The sequence below is a fragment of the Streptomyces sp. NPDC029466 genome, from assembly GCF_055574515.1.
In genome coordinates, this window is record NZ_JBVHZH010000020.1 from 117,285 (window position 1) to 133,657 (window position 16,373).

At 72.1% G+C, this 16,373-nt stretch carries 13 protein-coding genes and 1 pseudogene; 5 read left to right on the forward strand and 9 right to left on the reverse strand.

The genetic code is table 11. From position 1 onward, the window contains the following. The first annotated feature begins 203 nt into the window (after positions 1–203). Positions 204–1,748, forward strand: coding sequence for a UvrD-helicase domain-containing protein (locus ACZ4XD_RS17470; protein WP_468042953.1), 1,545 nt, complete (start codon positions 204–206; stop codon positions 1,746–1,748). 46 nt (positions 1,749–1,794) lie between these two features. Further along, a complete protein-coding gene (locus ACZ4XD_RS17475; RefSeq protein ID WP_468042955.1) occupies positions 1,795–2,109 on the forward strand; it encodes a DUF6343 family protein in 315 nt (104 codons plus the stop codon). A gap of 485 nt (positions 2,110–2,594) precedes the next feature. Here the strand turns inward: ACZ4XD_RS17475 and ACZ4XD_RS17480 are convergent, their stop codons facing one another. The 5 genes from ACZ4XD_RS17480 to rpsA form a co-directional block, all read right to left on the reverse strand. Further along, complete coding sequence (locus ACZ4XD_RS17480; protein WP_468042957.1) at positions 2,595–3,014, reverse strand: tetratricopeptide repeat protein; 420 nt, start codon at positions 3,012–3,014, stop codon at positions 2,595–2,597. 499 nt (positions 3,015–3,513) lie between these two features. Continuing rightward, complete coding sequence (locus ACZ4XD_RS17485; protein ID WP_468042959.1) at positions 3,514–3,975, reverse strand: cupin domain-containing protein; 462 nt, start codon at positions 3,973–3,975, stop codon at positions 3,514–3,516. Between the two features lie 23 nt (positions 3,976–3,998). Beyond that, positions 3,999–4,589 carry a dephospho-CoA kinase gene (coaE, locus tag ACZ4XD_RS17490; protein ID WP_423677784.1) on the reverse strand — a complete coding sequence of 197 codons (591 nt, stop codon included), beginning with the start codon at positions 4,587–4,589 and terminating at the stop codon, positions 3,999–4,001. 127 nt (positions 4,590–4,716) lie between these two features. After that, positions 4,717–5,670: a PAC2 family protein gene (locus ACZ4XD_RS17495; RefSeq protein WP_468042961.1), complete on the reverse strand. Its 954-nt coding sequence runs from the start codon at positions 5,668–5,670 to the stop codon at positions 4,717–4,719. 589 nt (positions 5,671–6,259) lie between these two features. After that, positions 6,260–7,780 (reverse strand): 30S ribosomal protein S1, encoded by a 1,521-nt coding sequence (gene rpsA / locus ACZ4XD_RS17500; protein WP_033271630.1) that lies wholly within the window; start codon positions 7,778–7,780, stop codon positions 6,260–6,262. Positions 7,781–8,156: 376 nt separating this feature from the next. Between rpsA and ACZ4XD_RS17505 the strand changes: the two genes are divergently transcribed. Then, entirely contained in the window at positions 8,157–8,978 is an 822-nt protein-coding gene (locus ACZ4XD_RS17505; protein WP_468042964.1) for a class I SAM-dependent methyltransferase, read from the forward strand. 142 nt (positions 8,979–9,120) lie between these two features. Further along, complete coding sequence (hrpB, locus tag ACZ4XD_RS17510) at positions 9,121–11,751, forward strand: ATP-dependent helicase HrpB (RefSeq protein WP_468042965.1); 2,631 nt, start codon at positions 9,121–9,123, stop codon at positions 11,749–11,751. 6 nt (positions 11,752–11,757) lie between these two features. Here the strand turns inward: hrpB and pgfA are convergent, their stop codons facing one another. The 3 genes from pgfA to ACZ4XD_RS17525 form a co-directional block, all read right to left on the reverse strand. Beyond that, complete coding sequence (gene pgfA, locus ACZ4XD_RS17515; protein ID WP_468042978.1) at positions 11,758–12,768, reverse strand: cell envelope lipid trafficking protein PgfA; 1,011 nt, start codon at positions 12,766–12,768, stop codon at positions 11,758–11,760. 91 nt (positions 12,769–12,859) lie between these two features. Further along, positions 12,860–12,994, reverse strand: a complete 135-nt coding sequence (locus ACZ4XD_RS17520) for an SPW_0924 family protein (protein WP_107050279.1) — start codon at positions 12,992–12,994, stop codon at positions 12,860–12,862. 183 nt (positions 12,995–13,177) lie between these two features. Continuing rightward, complete coding sequence (locus tag ACZ4XD_RS17525) at positions 13,178–14,980, reverse strand: lytic transglycosylase domain-containing protein (protein WP_468042968.1); 1,803 nt, start codon at positions 14,978–14,980, stop codon at positions 13,178–13,180. Between the two features lie 180 nt (positions 14,981–15,160). Here ACZ4XD_RS17525 and ACZ4XD_RS17530 point away from each other — a divergent pair. Further along, a pseudogene (locus ACZ4XD_RS17530) lies at positions 15,161–15,208 on the forward strand (hypothetical protein); the annotation flags it as partial. Positions 15,209–15,360: 152 nt separating this feature from the next. On the opposite strand, the gene ACZ4XD_RS17535 reads toward ACZ4XD_RS17530, so the two are convergent. Further along, on the reverse strand, positions 15,361–16,059 hold the full coding sequence (locus ACZ4XD_RS17535; RefSeq protein ID WP_468042980.1) for a rhomboid-like protein: 699 nt from the start codon (positions 16,057–16,059) through the stop codon (positions 15,361–15,363). Between the last annotated feature and the right edge of the window lie 314 nt (positions 16,060–16,373).

Genomic DNA, 16,373 nt, shown 5'->3' on the forward strand with positions numbered 1-16,373 from the left:
CCTCCGACGCTCGCGCGACCGCCGCTGCCTGACCCCGATGGAAGCAGACGGCACTGACAACGCCCTCCACCTGCGCTTTCGGCACACCGACCAGGCTTATCCACAGCCCACGAAAATCTTCTTGCCCGCACCCCGAAATCCGCTACGGTGAGTGACGTCATCACTCTCAGTGATCAGTCAACCGAGGTGAGTGAGGAGCCCTCATGCACACCCCCACGCACGAACAAACCGCCGCGGCGGAGACCTTCCCGACTGGCGCGCATCTCGTGATCCAGGCCGGCGCCGGGACCGGCAAAACAACAACCCTCGCCCTGCTCGCCCACACCGCCCGGCGGCAGGGCCGGCGGGGCCGCTACATCGCCTTCAACAGAGCTGTCGCCCGCCACGCCGCCAGGGCCTTCCCCGCCGAGGTGACCTGCGGGACCGCCCATGCCCTCGCCTACACCGCCGTGGGCAAGGACTACCAGGCGCGCATGAAGGCCCCTCGGCAAGCGGGCTGGCGCACGGGCGCGGCCCTGGGCATCGACGAAGAAATGTCCTTACGCCTCGGAGCGCGCAAGGTCACCCACAGGGCGCTCTCCCACACGGCCCTGCGCACCGTCACCCGCTTCTGCCAGTCGCCCGACAAGGAGCTCGCACCGCACCATGTTCCGCCCCTGCGCGGAGCCGAAGCCGAGCCACTGCGTGCCCGGCTCGCCGAGCTCACCCTTCCCTACGCACGCAAGGCCTGGGCCGATCTCCAGCACCCCGGTCACGGCGTGGTCCGCTTCGAGCACGACCACTACCTCAAGATGTGGGCGCTGCGCGATCCCGTCATCCCGGCGGACTTCCTGCTCCTTGACGAGGCACAGGACACCAACCCCGTGGTCGAGCAGGTCTTCACGGCCCAGCGCGACCACGCTCAGCTGGTACTGGTCGGGGACTCCGCCCAGGCCATCTACGGCTGGCGCGGCGCACGCGACGTGATGACCGGATTCGACGGCAGACAGCTCAGCCTCTCCCGCTCGTTCCGTTTCGGCCCACCGCTCGCGGCCGAGGCCAACCGCTGGCTCACGATCATCGGTGCACCGATCCGGCTCACAGGTTCGCCCGGTCTGGAGACGGAGTTGGGCACGACCCGTGCGCCGGACGCGGTCCTGTGCCGGACCAATGCGGGAGCGATGGTGGAGGTGATACGACAGCTGGACGCGGACCGCCGGGTCGCGCTGGCCGGCGGCGGCGAAGCACTCGGCGCCCTCGCCCGCGCCGCTCACGACCTCGAGTCCGGGCGCCGCACCACCCACCCCGAGCTGATGCTCTTCGAGACCTGGGGCGAACTACGCGAGTACGCGGAGTTCGACCCGGCCGGACGAGACCTGCTGCCCTTGGTGGAGCTGGTCGACGAGCACGGCACCGGCGCCCTGCTGTGCGCCCTGGACCGGCTCTCCCCCGAGGACTCCGCCGAGGTGACAGTGTCCACGGCCCATCGGGCCAAGGGCCGGGAGTGGGCGCGCGTGCGCATCGCGGACGATTTCACCGGCCCCGAAGATCTCGACGAGCGCGACGAGGACGGAACCCGGGTCCCCGGCCCGATCGACATCGACGAGGCGCGCTTGGCCTATGTCGCCGTAACCCGAGCCCGATCACTGCTCGACATCGGCGGACTCTCATGGATCAACAGCCACCCCGCCGGCGACCCGCGCCCGACGACCGACAAAGCCGAGGAACAAAGGGTGAAAAGTAGGGAAAGAGGTGCCAGGGACAGGTGACTGGCTCGTCGACCGGGAGGATCCTGGAGGTGGGAGATGGGTTCCGATGCGTACAGGAAATGAGCCCCTTCATGCACGCAGCCCGCTGAGAATACGCTGTGGCCTGGCGCTGTGGGGGTTGCTGTGGACGGTCGCCGGAGCCGTGGCCTTCGGCAATGCCGGCAGGCCGGAATGGGCCGCCGCGTGTGCCGCGCTGGCGATGGTGGCGGCGGCGGACCTGGCGATGGTGATCCGCCACATCCGCCAGGGACCCCACTACCAGCCCGGCAGGGACATACCGCCCTACGCCCCTGACCGAGGCCGGAACGACGCGTTCGGCATACGCAACGGCACGAACCGGAGACGGAACACCAGGCCGTAGGGGCTACGGCGCGCAAGAGTGCCGAGTCACCCGTACCTGGACTTGCCGCACAAGCTGCGGGGCCATCATCGCCAGGTTCCGTTCCGTGCCGCCGACCTGCCTACCCGCCTACCCGCCTGAGGACCATCGGGCACGGGTGGTGCGGGAGGGGCCTGGAATGCCTTCACGGCCAGCGCTCCTGGGCCACGAGCCTTCGCGGCCGCACGCACGCATGCCGTCGTCAGCCCGCACCGCTCCCGGCAGGAAGACGACATGCAAGAGAATCGGGACTGCCGGCGGCCGATTTCCCGGGGCACGGGGCATGGGCACGGGGCATGGGGCATGGGCACGGTGCATGCACGCGCCGACCGCAGCGCGGTCTGGACTCAAATGCGGCACATCTTGGCCACCGACACATGGACACCTGGCGTAGCGCCCCTAGCAGCGAGCGCAAAACCCATCGAGGGGAGGGACATTGACGCGAACGCGGGACGCCCTGCGCCTGGCTACTCCTGATCGCCGCTAGTGGGACCAGCATCGCGTTCGCCGTCGCCGTCACCGGTGTCGTGTGCGAAGCGGGCGGCTTCGATGTAATCCGGGCGCGGGTCGAGAGCCGCCGCCAGCCGGAAGTGCCGCAGCGCCTCCTCGGACCGGTCGGCGCGCTCCAAGGTGCGGCCGAGCGCGAAGTGCGCGAAGGCATTGTCCGGTTCGCGCTCCAGAACGATCTGGAACTCTAGTTCCGCAGGACGCAGTTGAGCGGCCAGAAAGAAAGCACGGGCGCGCAGCAGTCGGGCCGCGGTGTTCTCGGGGTGCGCGGTGATGACCGAGTCCAGCAGCTGGATCGCCCCGCGCGGGTCGCGGGCCGCCAACAGCTGCTCCGCGGCGCGGAAGTCGATGACATGCGTCTCGGGGCTGCTCTCGGGCACGGCCTGCTCCTCTCGGTCGCCGTCGAGATTCCGTTACCTGCGGACCGTACGGCGTTGCCTGCGGCACAACAATCCCAACGGTGCGGGCATTCCCCCGCCGACCCGGCCTCAACCGGCGCTACGGCGCCCCCGTATAAGGCTCACACTGCACCGGGAAGACGGACATTCTGGGGCAATGATCCATCCCCGTCCCCAGACTCGGAGGCTCCGGAAACAGACTGTGGGCTGGTGCGAGAGAAGGCAGAAGGGCCAGGAGCGGAGGTGCCGCCAGCTGCGGAGGCGGCACCAGCAGCGGGGCAGAGGAGAGGGAGGAGAGACAAAGGAGGCGGCACCAGCGGAGGTGGAGGCGGAGGGTGGGAGGGAGGGGGAGGGGGAGGGGCCCAGAGCCACGCCGGCTCCCTGCCCCAGCCTCCGCATCCCGCCGCCCGGCACTGGGCGCCCGCCGCCCAGCACCAAGCGCGGGCCGGCCCGCCGGGCGTCCGTCCGCCGTGCCCCACCCCTACAGGCTGATGTGGTACGCCTTGCGCAGCGTCTCGTGCACGGTCCACCGGGTGCGGTCGCCCTCGCGGAGGACGCAGGCGTCGCCGGGGCCGACCTCCAATACCGGGCCGCCCTCGACCTCGATGGTGGCGCGCCCGCTGACGACCACGAACAGCTCATTGGCCTCGGTGTCCGTCACCACGCCCGGAGTGATCTGCCAGATTCCCCGGATCTGCCGGCCGTCGGGGGCCTCCCACAGCACCTTGCCCGTCACCACCGGCTCCCCGGAGACGATCTGGGAAGGGTCCAGGGGATCGGGCTCCAGATCGTCGTCCGCTATGCCGGGGATGTTGACCACGAACGATGCCGGAGCCGCGTCGCCGGCGGTGGGGGACTCGGCGGCGGTGCCCTCGCCGGGCTCCGCGGCGAGGTCGGGCTCGATGTCAGGGGTCTTGGCGTCAACGCCGGAAGCAGCAGTCATGGCGGCGAGGGTATCGTCCGGCCTCAGGCGGTCCGCAGGCGCTCCCATACTGCGCGGACCTGCGGTTCCAGCGCCTCCAGCGGTCCGTCGTTGTCGATGACCAGATCCGCGACCGCCAGCCGCTGTTCGCGGGTGGCCTGGGCCGCCATCCGGGACTTCGCCTCGTCCTCCGCCATGCCGCGTAGCCGTACCAAGCGGTCCAGCTGGGTCTGGGGTGCGGCGTCGACGACCACCACAAGGTCGTACAGCGGGGCGAGCCCGTTCTCCGTCAGCAGCGGCACGTCGTGCACCACCACCGCGTCCGGGCCCGCCGAGGCTTCGAGTTCGGCCGATCGTGCCCCGACCAGCGGGTGCACGATCGCATTCAGCGCCTTGAGCTTGCCGGGGTCGGAGAACACGATGCCGCCCAGCTTCGGCCGGTCCAGCGTGCCGTCCGGCGCGAGGATGTCGGCCCCGAACTCCTCGACCACCGCCGCCAGTCCGGGCGTCCCCGGCTCGACGACCTCGCGTGCGATCTTGTCCGCGTCCACGATCACCGCGCCGTACGACGCCAGCAGTCGCGAAACCTCACTCTTGCCCGCGCCGATTCCGCCGGTCAGCCCCACCTTCACCATGGGCCCACGCTATACGCTGCGCCCGGACGGCAGGAGCCTCCCACTGCTTCAGGCGCCGCCCAGCGCAGGCACCAGCCGAGTCAGGCACCACCCAAGGCAGGCCCGCCCGATTCAGCTGCCAGCCGACTCAGGCCCCGCCCGTCCCCCCATCGCCCTCGCGCTCCGCCAGGAAGCGTTCGAATTCCCGGCCGATCTCGTCGGCCGAGGGCAGTTCCGCCGGCTCGGCGACCAGGCTTCCCCGGCTTTCCGCGCCGGCCACCGCGTCGTACTGATGCTCCAGACCGCTGACCAGCGCGACCAGTTCCTCGTCGCCCTCCGAGATCTGCCGCTCGATCTCCTCCTGGGTCCGCAACGCCTCCGTGCGCAGCGAATGCGCTGCGCCCGGCAGCACCAGGCCGGTCGCGGCCGTCACCGCCTCCAGAGCGGTCAGCGCGGCGTCCGGATACGCGGAGCGGGCGATGTAGTGCGGTACATGCGCCGCCACTCCCAGGACATCGTGGCCCGCTTCCGCCAGCCGGTATTCGATCAGCGCCTCCGCGCTGCCGGGTACCTGTGCCTCGTCGAAGAAGCCGCCGTGGCCCGGCATCAGATCGGTGCGGTTGCCGTGCGGGGTGAGGCCCACGGGGCGGGTGTGCGGCACGCCCATGGGGATGCCGTGGAAGTTCACCGAGAGGCGTACGCCGAGCCGCTCCACGATCTCCTTCACGGCGCTCGCGAAGCGCTCCCACTCCACGTCCGGTTCGGGTCCGGACAGCAGCAGGAACGGAGCGTCGGTGGTGTCCCGCACGAGCCTCAGCTCGATGCTCGGGGTCTCGTAGGCGGTCCAGCGGCTGCGCTCGAAGGTGAGCAGGGGCCGGCGCGCCCGGTAGTCGACGAGGCGGTCGTGGTCGAAGCGGGCGACGACCTCGTTCGGCAGGCCGTCCAGCAGCCGCTCCACGATCTGGTCGCCGGTCTCACCGGCGTCGATGTATCCGTCGAAGTGGTACAGCAGCACCAGTCCGGCGGAGTCCCTGGAGGCAAGTGCCTCGACCTCCGCGAGCCCGCTCGGCTCCCATTCGTACAAACCCTGGGCATCCAACACAGTGACCGCTCCTCCTCGTTCTCATGAGCGGCAACGCACGACCCGGCGTAGGCATTCCCGGCAACGGAGATGACCGGCCCACCGTGCGCACCGCCCGGCCCCACACCAGGCCAGTCCCCCAACGCACCGGTGCCACACACCGACCCCGCCCCGCCCGTCCGAAACCGGCTGTTTCCAGCCCCCACGGCCCCACGCGGCCCCACGCGGCCCCATCCGCCCTGCCGCACCCTCAGGCCCCGAACGCCGCACGCCCACGGCAGCCCCCACGCCTCCGCCCCCGACGAACGCCACCTCGCCCCGCCCCCTACACCTTCCCCCTCAGAACCATCAACTCCCCCACAAAGACGGCAAGTTCACCTTCCTTCCCGCGCCCGGGCCGAGCCGCCCCCGGCCCCCCACGTTCCGTCCGGTTCTCGCCGCCCCCACCCCGCGCGATCAGCCCCACCCCCACCCACTGCACACCACCGACCGCCGGCCCCGGCCCCCAGTACACGACCCACCCCGCCCCCACGTCCCCAGACACGACGAAGGCCCGCTCCCCCAAGGGGAACGGGCCTTCGTCTATCGGCTAGTGCCTATCGGCGAGAGCTCAGCTCTGGCCGCCGGCCAGCTTCTCGCGGAGCGCGGCGAGGGCCTCGTCCGACGCCAGGGCGCCGGAGTTGTCCGCCGACTCCGAGGAGTAGGAGCCGCCGCCACCGGCGTTGCCGCCGCCGGCCTGGCCGCCACCCTGCGCCGCCGGCGCCGCAGCACCCTCGGCCGCAGCCTGCTCGTCGGCCTCGCGGGACTTGATGACCTGAGCCTGGTGCTGCTCGAAGCGCTGCTGCGCCTCGGCGTACTGGTTCTCCCACGCCTCGCGCTGGGTCTCGTAGCCCTCGAGCCAGTCGTTGGTCTCGGGGTCGAAGCCCTCGGGGTAGATGTAGTTGCCCTGGTCGTCGTAGGACGCGGCCATGCCGTACAGGGTCGGGTCGAACTCGACCGCCGACGGGTCGGCACCGAAGGACTCGTTGGCCTGCTTCAGCGAGAGGCTGATGCGGCGGCGCTCGAGGTCGATGTCGATGACCTTGACGAAGATCTCGTCGTTGACCTGGACAACCTGCTCCGGGATCTCGACGTGGCGCTCGGCCAGCTCGGAGATGTGGACCAGGCCCTCGATGCCCTCGTCGACGCGCACGAACGCACCGAAGGGAACGAGCTTGGTGACCTTACCCGGGACGACCTGACCGATCTGGTGGGTCCGGGCGAACTGCTGCCACGGGTCTTCCTGGGTCGCCTTGAGCGACAGGGACACGCGCTCGCGGTCCATGTCGACGTCCAGGACCTCGACCGTGACCTCCTGGCCGACCTCGACAACCTCGGACGGGTGGTCGATGTGCTTCCAGGACAGCTCGGAGACGTGGACGAGACCGTCGACGCCACCCAGGTCCACGAAGGCACCGAAGTTGACGATGGAGGAGACGACGCCGGAGCGCACCTGACCCTTCTGGAGGGTGGTGAGGAAGGTCTGGCGGACCTCGCTCTGGGTCTGCTCCAGCCAGGCACGGCGGGACAGGACCACGTTGTTGCGGTTCTTGTCCAGCTCGATGATCTTGGCCTCGAGCTCCTTGCCCACGTAGGGCTGAAGGTCGCGGACGCGGCGCATCTCGACCAGGGAGGCCGGAAGGAAGCCACGGAGGCCGATGTCGAGGATGAGACCACCCTTGACGACCTCGATGACGGTACCGGTGACGATCCCGTCCTCTTCCTTGATCTTCTCGATCGTGCCCCAGGCGCGCTCGTACTGGGCACGCTTCTTCGAGAGGATCAGGCGGCCTTCCTTGTCCTCCTTCTGGAGGACCAGGGCCTCGATCTCGTCACCGACGGCAACGACCTCGTTGGGGTCGACGTCGTGCTTGATCGAGAGCTCGCGGCTCGGGATGACGCCTTCGGTCTTGTAACCGATGTCGAGCAGGACCTCGTCCCGGTCGACCTTCACGATGACGCCGTCGACGATGTCGCCGTCGTTGAAGTACTTGATCGTCTCGTCGATCGCGGCGAGGAAAGCTTCCTCGTTACCGATGTCGTTGACCGCAACCTGCGGGGTGGTGGCGGTGGTCTCGGTGCTGCTCGTCATGTGGGAAAGGGCTCCGGTACGGACATTGAAGTCGTAGGTACTGCTACGCCGAGAGCCCGTATCGCCTCTGCATAAGCCGGACAGTGTGAAGGGCGAATCTTGGGGAAGCTCGCAAATGCAAAGCATCTGGAACGACCTGAATCGCCTCAAACCGAGGGGACATACATACAGATGCGAGCGCGGCCTGCTCCGTCTGAGGCGCGCAAGCCCGCAGCGCAACTTGTAGCATACGGGGGCAGCCGGACCCGGTCAATGCGCGAACGCGCACACCGGGGGCGGAATACCCCATAACCGGCACACGCGATGTTCCGCGAGGTCGAACGGCCTCACAGTCCCAGCAGCGACAAGCAGAGCAAAGACTACGACGACGGGCGCGATGAACCAAGACCACGAGCCGGAGGCGACCCGCCGTGACGCCTCGGACACCGAAAGCAGCCGGGCCAGCCGTGGGTGGTGGGACCGCAACGCGGACGAGTACCAGAGCGAGCACGGTGCGTTCCTCGGGGACGACCGGTTCATCTGGGGTCCTGAGGGGCTGGACGAGGCGGAGGCCGCGCTGCTCGGTCCTGCCGCCGAGATGAAGGGGCGGCGGATCCTGGAGATCGGGGCCGGCGCGGCGCAGTGCTCCCGCTGGCTGGCGGCGCAGGGCGCGCTTCCGGTGGCGCTGGACCTCTCCCACCGCCAGCTCCAGCACGCGCTGCGGATCGCGGACGGCGCGGCGGAGGACGCCGTCGGGCTGGTGGAGGCGGACGCCGGGGCGCTGCCGTTCCGCGACCACAGTTTCGATCTCGCCTGCTCCGCCTACGGGGCGCTGCCGTTCGTCGCCGATCCGGTGCGGGTGCTGCGGGAGGTGCGCAGGGTGCTGCGGCCGGGGGGCCGGTTCGTCTTCTCCGTCTCCCACCCGATCCGGTGGGCGTTCCCTGATGAGCCGGGGCCCGAGGGGCTGTCGGTGGGGGCGTCCTATTTCGACCGCACGCCGTATGTGGAACAGGACGAGACCGGCCGGGCCGTGTATGTCGAGCACCACCGGACGCTGGGTGACCGGGTACGGGACGTGGTGGCCGCCGGGTTCCGGCTGGAGGATCTCGTCGAACCGGAATGGCCCGAGTGGAACACCCAGGAGTGGGGCGGCTGGTCCCCGCTGCGCGGGCATCTGATCCCGGGGACGGCGATCTTCGTGTGTACGGCGCAGTCTTAGGGCTCTCTTCGCAGTCTTAGGGCGTTCTTCTCCGCGGCGTCTGCGGCGTCCGCGGCGTCCGCGGCGTCTCAGGGCTGTCCCTCAGGGGCCGTGGCCGACTCGGAGGGCCGGGGGCAGTGGGCCGGGGCGGCAGACTGGGGGCGTGATCCGCCGTGACGCCCTTGCCCAGTTGCCCGTCCGTACCGCGTTGCCCGCGCTCCGTGCCGCCCTCGACGGTGACGGTACGGCGGTGCTGTGTGCCCCGCCGGGCACCGGAAAGACGACGCTGGTGCCGCTGGATCTGGCGGGGCTGACCGGCGAGGGGCCGGTGCGGCGGGTGCTGGTCGCCGAGCCGCGCCGGATGGCGGCCCGTGCGGCCGCGCGGCGGATGGCCTGGCTCCTGGGTGAGGAGGTCGGCACGGGGGCTCCCCCGGCGCAGGGCTGGGGCAGGGTGGGGTTCACGGTGCGGGGTGAGCGCCGGGCCGGGCCCCGTACCACCGTGGAAGTGGTGACCACCGGAGTGCTGCTCCAGCGGCTTCAGCGCGATCCGGAGCTGGCCGGGGTCGATGTGGTGGTGCTCGACGAGTGTCATGAGCGGCATCTCGACGCCGATACCGCCGCGGCCTTCCTCCTGGACGTACGGGAGACGCTGCGGCCCGAGCTGCGGCTGGTGGCGGCGTCCGCCACTACGGACGCGGAGGGGTGGGCGCGGCTGCTGGGCGGTGCGCGGGGCGCGGCGCCGGTGGTCGAGGCGGCGGGCGTGTCGCATCCCGTGGAGGTGGTGTGGGCGCCGCCGGAGCGGGCGGTGCGGCCGGCGCACGGGACGCGTGTCGATCCGGCGCTGCTGACGCATGTGGCGGGAGTGGTGCGGCGGGCGCTGCGCGAGCGGTCGGGGGATGTGCTGTGTTTCCTTCCCGGGGTCGGGGAGATCGGGCGGGTCGCCGGGGAGCTGGCCGGGGTGGACGCCGAGGTGCTTCAGGTACACGGGCGGGCGCCGGCGGCGGTGCAGGACGCCGTATTGGCGGGCGGGAACGGCGTACGGCGGGTGGTGCTGGCGACGTCGGTGGCGGAGTCCAGCCTGACCGTGCCGGGCGTGCGGGTGGTGGTGGACAGCGGACTGGCGCGGGTGCCGCGGACGGATCACGCACGGGGGCTGAGCGCGCTCGCCACCGTGCGGGCCTCCAGGGCGGCGGCCCGGCAGCGGGCCGGCCGGGCGGGGCGGGAGGCGCCGGGCGCGGTGTACCGCTGCTGGCCGGAGGGTGAGGACGGGCGGCTGCCGGCGTTCCCCGATCCGGAGATCAGGGTCGCCGATCTGACGGCGTTCGCCCTTCAGGCGGCCTGCTGGGGTGATCCGGCGGCGGACGGGCTGGCTCTGCTGGACGCGCCGCCGGCCGGTGCGCTGGCCGCGGCGCGGGAGGTGCTGACGGCGATCGGTGCGGTGGACGGGGCCGGCCGGGCGACGGAGCGGGGCGCGCGGATGGCGCGGCTCGGACTGCATCCGCGGCTGGCGCGGGCCCTGCTGGACGGGGCGCCGCAGGCCGGGGTGCGGCGGGCGGCGGAGGTGGTCGCCCTGCTGAGCGAGGAGCCGCCGCGGGCCTATGGGGACGATCTGGCGGCGGCGTGGCGCACCGCGCGGCGGGGCGGCGATGCGTACGGAGCCAGGTGGCGGCAGGAGGCGCGGCGGCTGGCGTCGGCGGCCGGGGAGCCGCGTACCGGGTCGGGCGGGGACGGCGGCCGGGACGCCGGCGCAGCGCTCAGCGACGATGCCGTGGCCGGTCTTGTCGCGGCGTTGGCGTTCCCGGAGCGGGTGGCGCGGGCCCGGGGTGGCGGGAGTTTCCTCATGGCGTCCGGGACGGGGGCCGAGACGGCGGGGGCGGGGACGTCAGGCGGATGGGGGCAGCGGCCGGGGTCGACGGGCACGGGCGGCGGTTCGGGGCTGCGGGACGCGGAGTGGCTGGCGGTGGCGGTGGCGGACCGGCCGGTGGCGGCCGCGTCGGCGCGGGTGCGGCTGGCGGCGGTGATCGACGAGGAGACGGCCCGTGCGGCGGCGCCGGCGTTGTACGCGTCCGGTGAGGAGGTCCGCTGGTCGGACGGGGACGTGGTGGCCCGGCGGGTGACCCGGCTGGGGGCGATCGAGCTGGCGGCCCGGCCGCTGACCGCGCCCGATCCCGGGCTGCTGCGGGACGCGGTGGTGGCGGGCCTGCGGCGGGAGGGGCTCGGGCTGCTGCGGTGGTCGGCCGCCGCGGCGTCGTTGCGGCAGCGGATGGCGTTCCTGCACCGCGAGTTGGGCGCGCCCTGGCCCGATGTCTCGGATGCGGCGCTGCTGGAGTGCGTCGAGGAGTGGCTGGGGGTGGAGCTCGGGCGGGCGCGGCGGCGGGCCGATCTGGAGCGGATCGACGCGGGGCAGGCGCTGGCCCGGCTGCTGCCGTGGGCGACCGGCGACGCGGCCCGCTTCGACGAGCTGGCGCCGGAGCGTCTCGAGGTGCCGAGCGGTTCCCGGGTGCGGGTGGATTACGAAGGTGCGCAGCCGGTGCTGGCGGTCAAGCTCCAGGAGTTGTTCGGCATGCAGGAGTCGCCGCGGGTGGCCGGCGGGCGGGTGCCGGTGCTGGTGCATCTGCTCTCCCCCGCGGGGCGTCCGGCCGCCGTCACGGCCGATCTCGCCTCGTTCTGGCGGGACGGATACCGGTCCGTGCGCGCGGAGTTGCGCGGCCGCTACCCGAAGCATCCCTGGCCGGAGGATCCGTCGACGGCGGAGCCGACGCGGCACACCTCGGCGCGACTCAGGCGGGGCTGAGCGGCGTCACGGGCCGCCGGTCGCTCCGTCGCCGACCGGCGCCGCGGGGGCCGGCAGCCGGGCCGATGCGGGGCCGGGGCGGCGGCCGCGGGCTTCGAGGTACAGGCTCAGGGCGAGCAGCGCGGCGCCGAGGAGCAGGAAGCCCCAGGGGAGGTAGCGGGTGAGCAGCAGGACGAGGGTGCGCTGTGCGGTCACCAGGGCGACGGTGGAGTCGACGTAGTCGCCGCGCATCTTCACATGGCCGGCGAAGGCGGTGACCTTGCCGCCGCCGGGCAGCAGATCGCCGCCGCGCAACTCTTCCTTGTGGATCTCCTGGCCGTTGACCGGGGCGCCGGTGACGGGTTCGACCCAGAACATCCGCTTGGTGGTGTACCAGCGGGTGGTGCCCATCTTCGCGACGGACTGCGGGGTGATGCCCTTGACCGGCATCTTCTTGGGGAGGGCGACCTTGGTCCAGGGGATGGTCTGCTCGAAGTAGTAGACCTCCAGGCCGCGGAAGGTGCGGGTCCCCTTGTAGTGGATGGGGGCCGAGGTGCGGGTCTGAGCGTCGAAGTAGGTGTAGTCGCGCCGCTCGGTGAGGAACGGCCATTTGAACTCGATGCCCTCGCGGCGCACCGGGTCGCCGTCGACCATCTCGCCGGTGGCGTGCACCGGTTCCTGGGAGTGCGCGTCGAAGAGATAGCGCTCGGGGATCGCGGAGACCATCTTGCCGTCGGGTCCGGCGACGTAGGACAGCGCGTCCCAGACGACGATGTCCCGGCCCGCGGACTTCTCGATCCGGTCGGAGGCCGCCACATCGCCCTTGAGGGTCTGCACGATGGTGACCTTCGGGACGCGCTCGGCCTTCATCGTCCCGTAGTTGAGGAGGGTCGCGGGCCGGGCCTCCAGGACCATGTCCTGGTACTGACCGGGCGGGATCTTGGCGAGCCGGGGGAAGGCGTACCACCGCATCAGCGGGGACAGCGCGGTGAAGAAGACGGCGCAGGCGAGCAGCACCAGGCTCGACCGGCGGCGCATGCCGCGGGCCGGGCGGCGGCCGGGGCCAGGCGGCGGGCCATCGGGGGTCCTGGGGGTGGGAGCGGTACGGCGCATGGCGGTCGTCCCTCCCTCAGGGGTGTTTGGGGACGGTGGTCAGCAGCGGTTTGGGGGAGGTCGTGCCGCTGGGTGCGCCGGTCGCCGTGAGGGTGAGGACGAGGGCGAACGCCGCGGCCAGTCCGACCGCGGCTGCTGTCAGGGCGCGCATGGTCGGCCTCCCGGGAGCTGATAGGGCGTCAGGGCGGGGGCACCGTAGCAACGGGCGGCGCAGATGAGAACACGTGACACCGCCGTCCTGCCCGGGACGGCGGGCAGGACGGCGGAGGCATACCGGGCGCGGACGCCGGCCCGGGGTGCGGAACCGGCCGCGCGGAGGGGCCGGTTGGCGTGGTCAGGAACCGGCCGCGGGGGCGACCTTCAGCTTGACGGTGAGGACGGCGCCGTCGGCGGTGGTCAGCCTCAGCAGGAACGTCCCCGAGTGCGCGTCGGTGTAGATCTTCGGGAGTTTCAGCAGGCCGTTGGCGTCCGTGGTGAGCCCGGTGAGGGTGCGGACCGGCTTGTCCTCGGCGTCGCCGGTGGCCTCGGGGTCCTTGAAGTAGGGGCCCTTGTCGTTCTCCACGGGCTGCTTCGGGTCATTGGTGATCATGGTGGCGGTGACCGCCACGCCCGCCGCGCTCTTGCCCTGGTAGGTCGCCTTGATCTCGACCGCGTCCTCCGCGAAGGCCTTTCCGGCGGTCGCCGTCAGCTCCTTGTCCGAGGTACGGGCGAGCTTGTCGGCCTTCGGGGCGGGCTTGGCCTTGACGGTGGCGCCGACCTCGACGGCAGGCGTGGTGTGCCGCACGGTGCTGACCCGGATGCGGAAGTCCCCGGTCCGGTCGCCCGCGCGCAGGGTGGGGGCGGTGGCCAGGCCGTCCTTGCCCGTCGTGACGGTGACGGTGGTCGCGTCATCGGGGAAACGGGCGTCGGTGGCCGGGGGAAGGGTGAAGCGGACGGGGACGCCGGCGACGGGCTTGCCCTGGGCGTCCTGCGCGCGGACCCGGGGCGGGGTGGCGAACTCGGTGCCCGCGGTGGTGCTCAGGTCCTTCTCACCGACCCGTACGAGGGTCTTGGGGTGGGCGGGCTCGGGATGGGGGGTGGGCTTCTGGGTGGGTGGCTCCGTGCCGCCCGGTGTGGGGCGGTTGCCGTCCGGGCGCCCCGGCTTACCGGGGTCGGGCTGCCGTCCCTTACCGGGCTTGCCGGGCTTGTCGGAGCCGCCGGGGCGCGGGTCGTTGCCCGGCTTGCCGCCGGGGCCGCGGCCGTGGTGCCGCCGGGCCTCGGACCGGCCGCCGCTGTCGTCGCCGGACCGGCCGGCGTCGCGGTGGACCGGCAGCACGCCCTTGCCGTCCGGCACCTCGTGGGTGCCGTTGCGGTAGAACGCGTACCAGGACAGCACCGTGCGCAGATACTCCTCGGAGTGGTTGTAGCCGAGGATCGCCCGGTCCAGGTCGTTCTGGACCGTCAGATCGCGGCCGCCGGCGCAGAGATAGTGGCCGGCGGCGAGCGCCGCGTCGAAGACGTTATGGGGGTCCTTCTTGCCGTCGCCGTTGCCGTCGGCGCCCCAACCGGTGCCGTCGGGGCCGCCGTCGGACCAGGTGGACGGGATGAACTGCATCGGGCCCACGGCACGGTCGTGGGTGAGGTCGCCGTCATAGCGGCCGGCGTCGGTGTCGGTGATCCGCGCGAAGCCATGGCCGTTGAGCTGCGGGCCGAGTATCGGCCGGAGGGTGGTGCCCTCGGCGTCGACCGCGCCGCCGCGCGCCTGGCCGGATTCGACCTTGCCGATCCCGGCGAGCAGCTGCCAGGGCAGTTGGCAGCCCGGGTCGGAGGCGTCGACCGCGGTCGCAGCCCTCTTGTACGCGGCCAGAACGGTGGCGGGGAGACCGGCCTCGGCGGGTCCCCGGCCGGTGGCGGGGCCCTTGCCGGTGTGCGGCGAACCCTTCGGCGGTACCGGGCTCTTGAGGGGCGGCAGATCGGTGTAGTACGCGGAACCGCCGTCGATCGGGACATCTGCGGGGGGCGGGGCCGGCCGCCGCTTCGCTGCCGCGGCGCCGGTGGCTCCCGGCGCCTGAGAGGCGGTCAGCGCGGCCAGCACCAGGGCCGCCACGGCCGTCGAGGCCGCTCCCCTTTGGAGCCGCCGTCGGAATGTGGCTGCCATACGTGGTTCCCCTCCGCATTGCCTGACCGCGCTCCTGACGCGGTATCGCGCTCCCCAGCGCGCCAACTCAGGCGAGACTACGACAACTCGGGCCTGGCATCTACTACCCACTCAGACACATAACGAGCCGAATCGATCAAGGAAAGGCCCGTGCCGTTCACGCTCAGCCATGCTGCCGTCGTGCTCCCGGCCCATCCGGCGGACGGGTGCGGCGCGCGGTCCGCTGATCGCCTCACGGCGCTCGTGGCGGGGTCGTTCGCACCCGATATGACGTACTCCGCGGACACCTGGTTCCCGGCGGCATGGCCTTCGGCGCACAGCGCGAGCGGGACGGTCCGCAGCAGTCGCAGCTCGCACCCGCGCCGCCGCGCCCCGTCGGGCTACTCGACGAGCGCCGGGCCGGGTTCCGATACCAGGGCCGGGGCTTCGCGCCGGGCGGCCCGCAGCAGGAAGGCGCCGCAGACGAAGCCGGCGACGGCCGCCAGCAGATGTCCGATGGTGGTGAAGTCGGGCAGCACCCCGCTCCAGTCACCGCCGAGCACCGGCCAGGTGACGACTCCGGCCGCCGCGAGCCAGCGCGCCCGGGGCAGCAGCAGCGCACCCGCCGCGAGCACCGTCTCGGCCCCGTAGCTGATGCCGAAGTCGGGGGCGTGCCGGACGCTGTCCGGGTACCAGCCGTGGGCGAGGGCCAGGTAGATCACCGGCACGGTGAGCAGCGTCGCCGCGAGATGCCCCAGGACGAAGATGCCGTAGGCGCGCACCGGGCCGTACCGCCCTTCCAGCCACGCCAGGCACCCGGCGACGCCGAGGCCGAGCGTGATCAGCGTGCCGGCGAAAGCCTCCGAGGTGATCTCGGTCAGCGTGCCGTCGAAGAACAGCAGGCTGCCCGCCAGCACCCGGACCGGACGGTCCTGAAGATTGTCCAGATGGGTACTGACGCCGAGCACCACCCGCTGGGCCTCCGCGGTGGACAGCACCGCGGTGCACCACACATGGGTCGCCAACAGCAGTGCGAGATAGCCGACGGTGACCGGGCTACGGGAGACATAGGTGCCCAGGGCGCGGGCCGCACGACGCATCACCGGGTGATCAAAGCACAGCGCTTCCGGGCGGAACACGCTCCATGACGCATCGGACGACGACGGCCCGATCGGGTGCGCCCTCCACGGTTTCCAGCCATGGGCGGACCGGCCCGGAACGGCCGCAACTCGCTGCCGGACCGGCCCGGACCGGTCGCAACTCGCTGCGGTGCGGGCCGGGTTGAGTGGTGCGGCGGGGGGGGGGGGGGGGGGGGGGGGGGGGGAGGCGGCGACCCCGCCCCGCCCCACGCCCACCCCCCCACCCCCCCCCCCCCCCCCCCCCCCACCCCACCACACACAGGCGCACCCCCCGC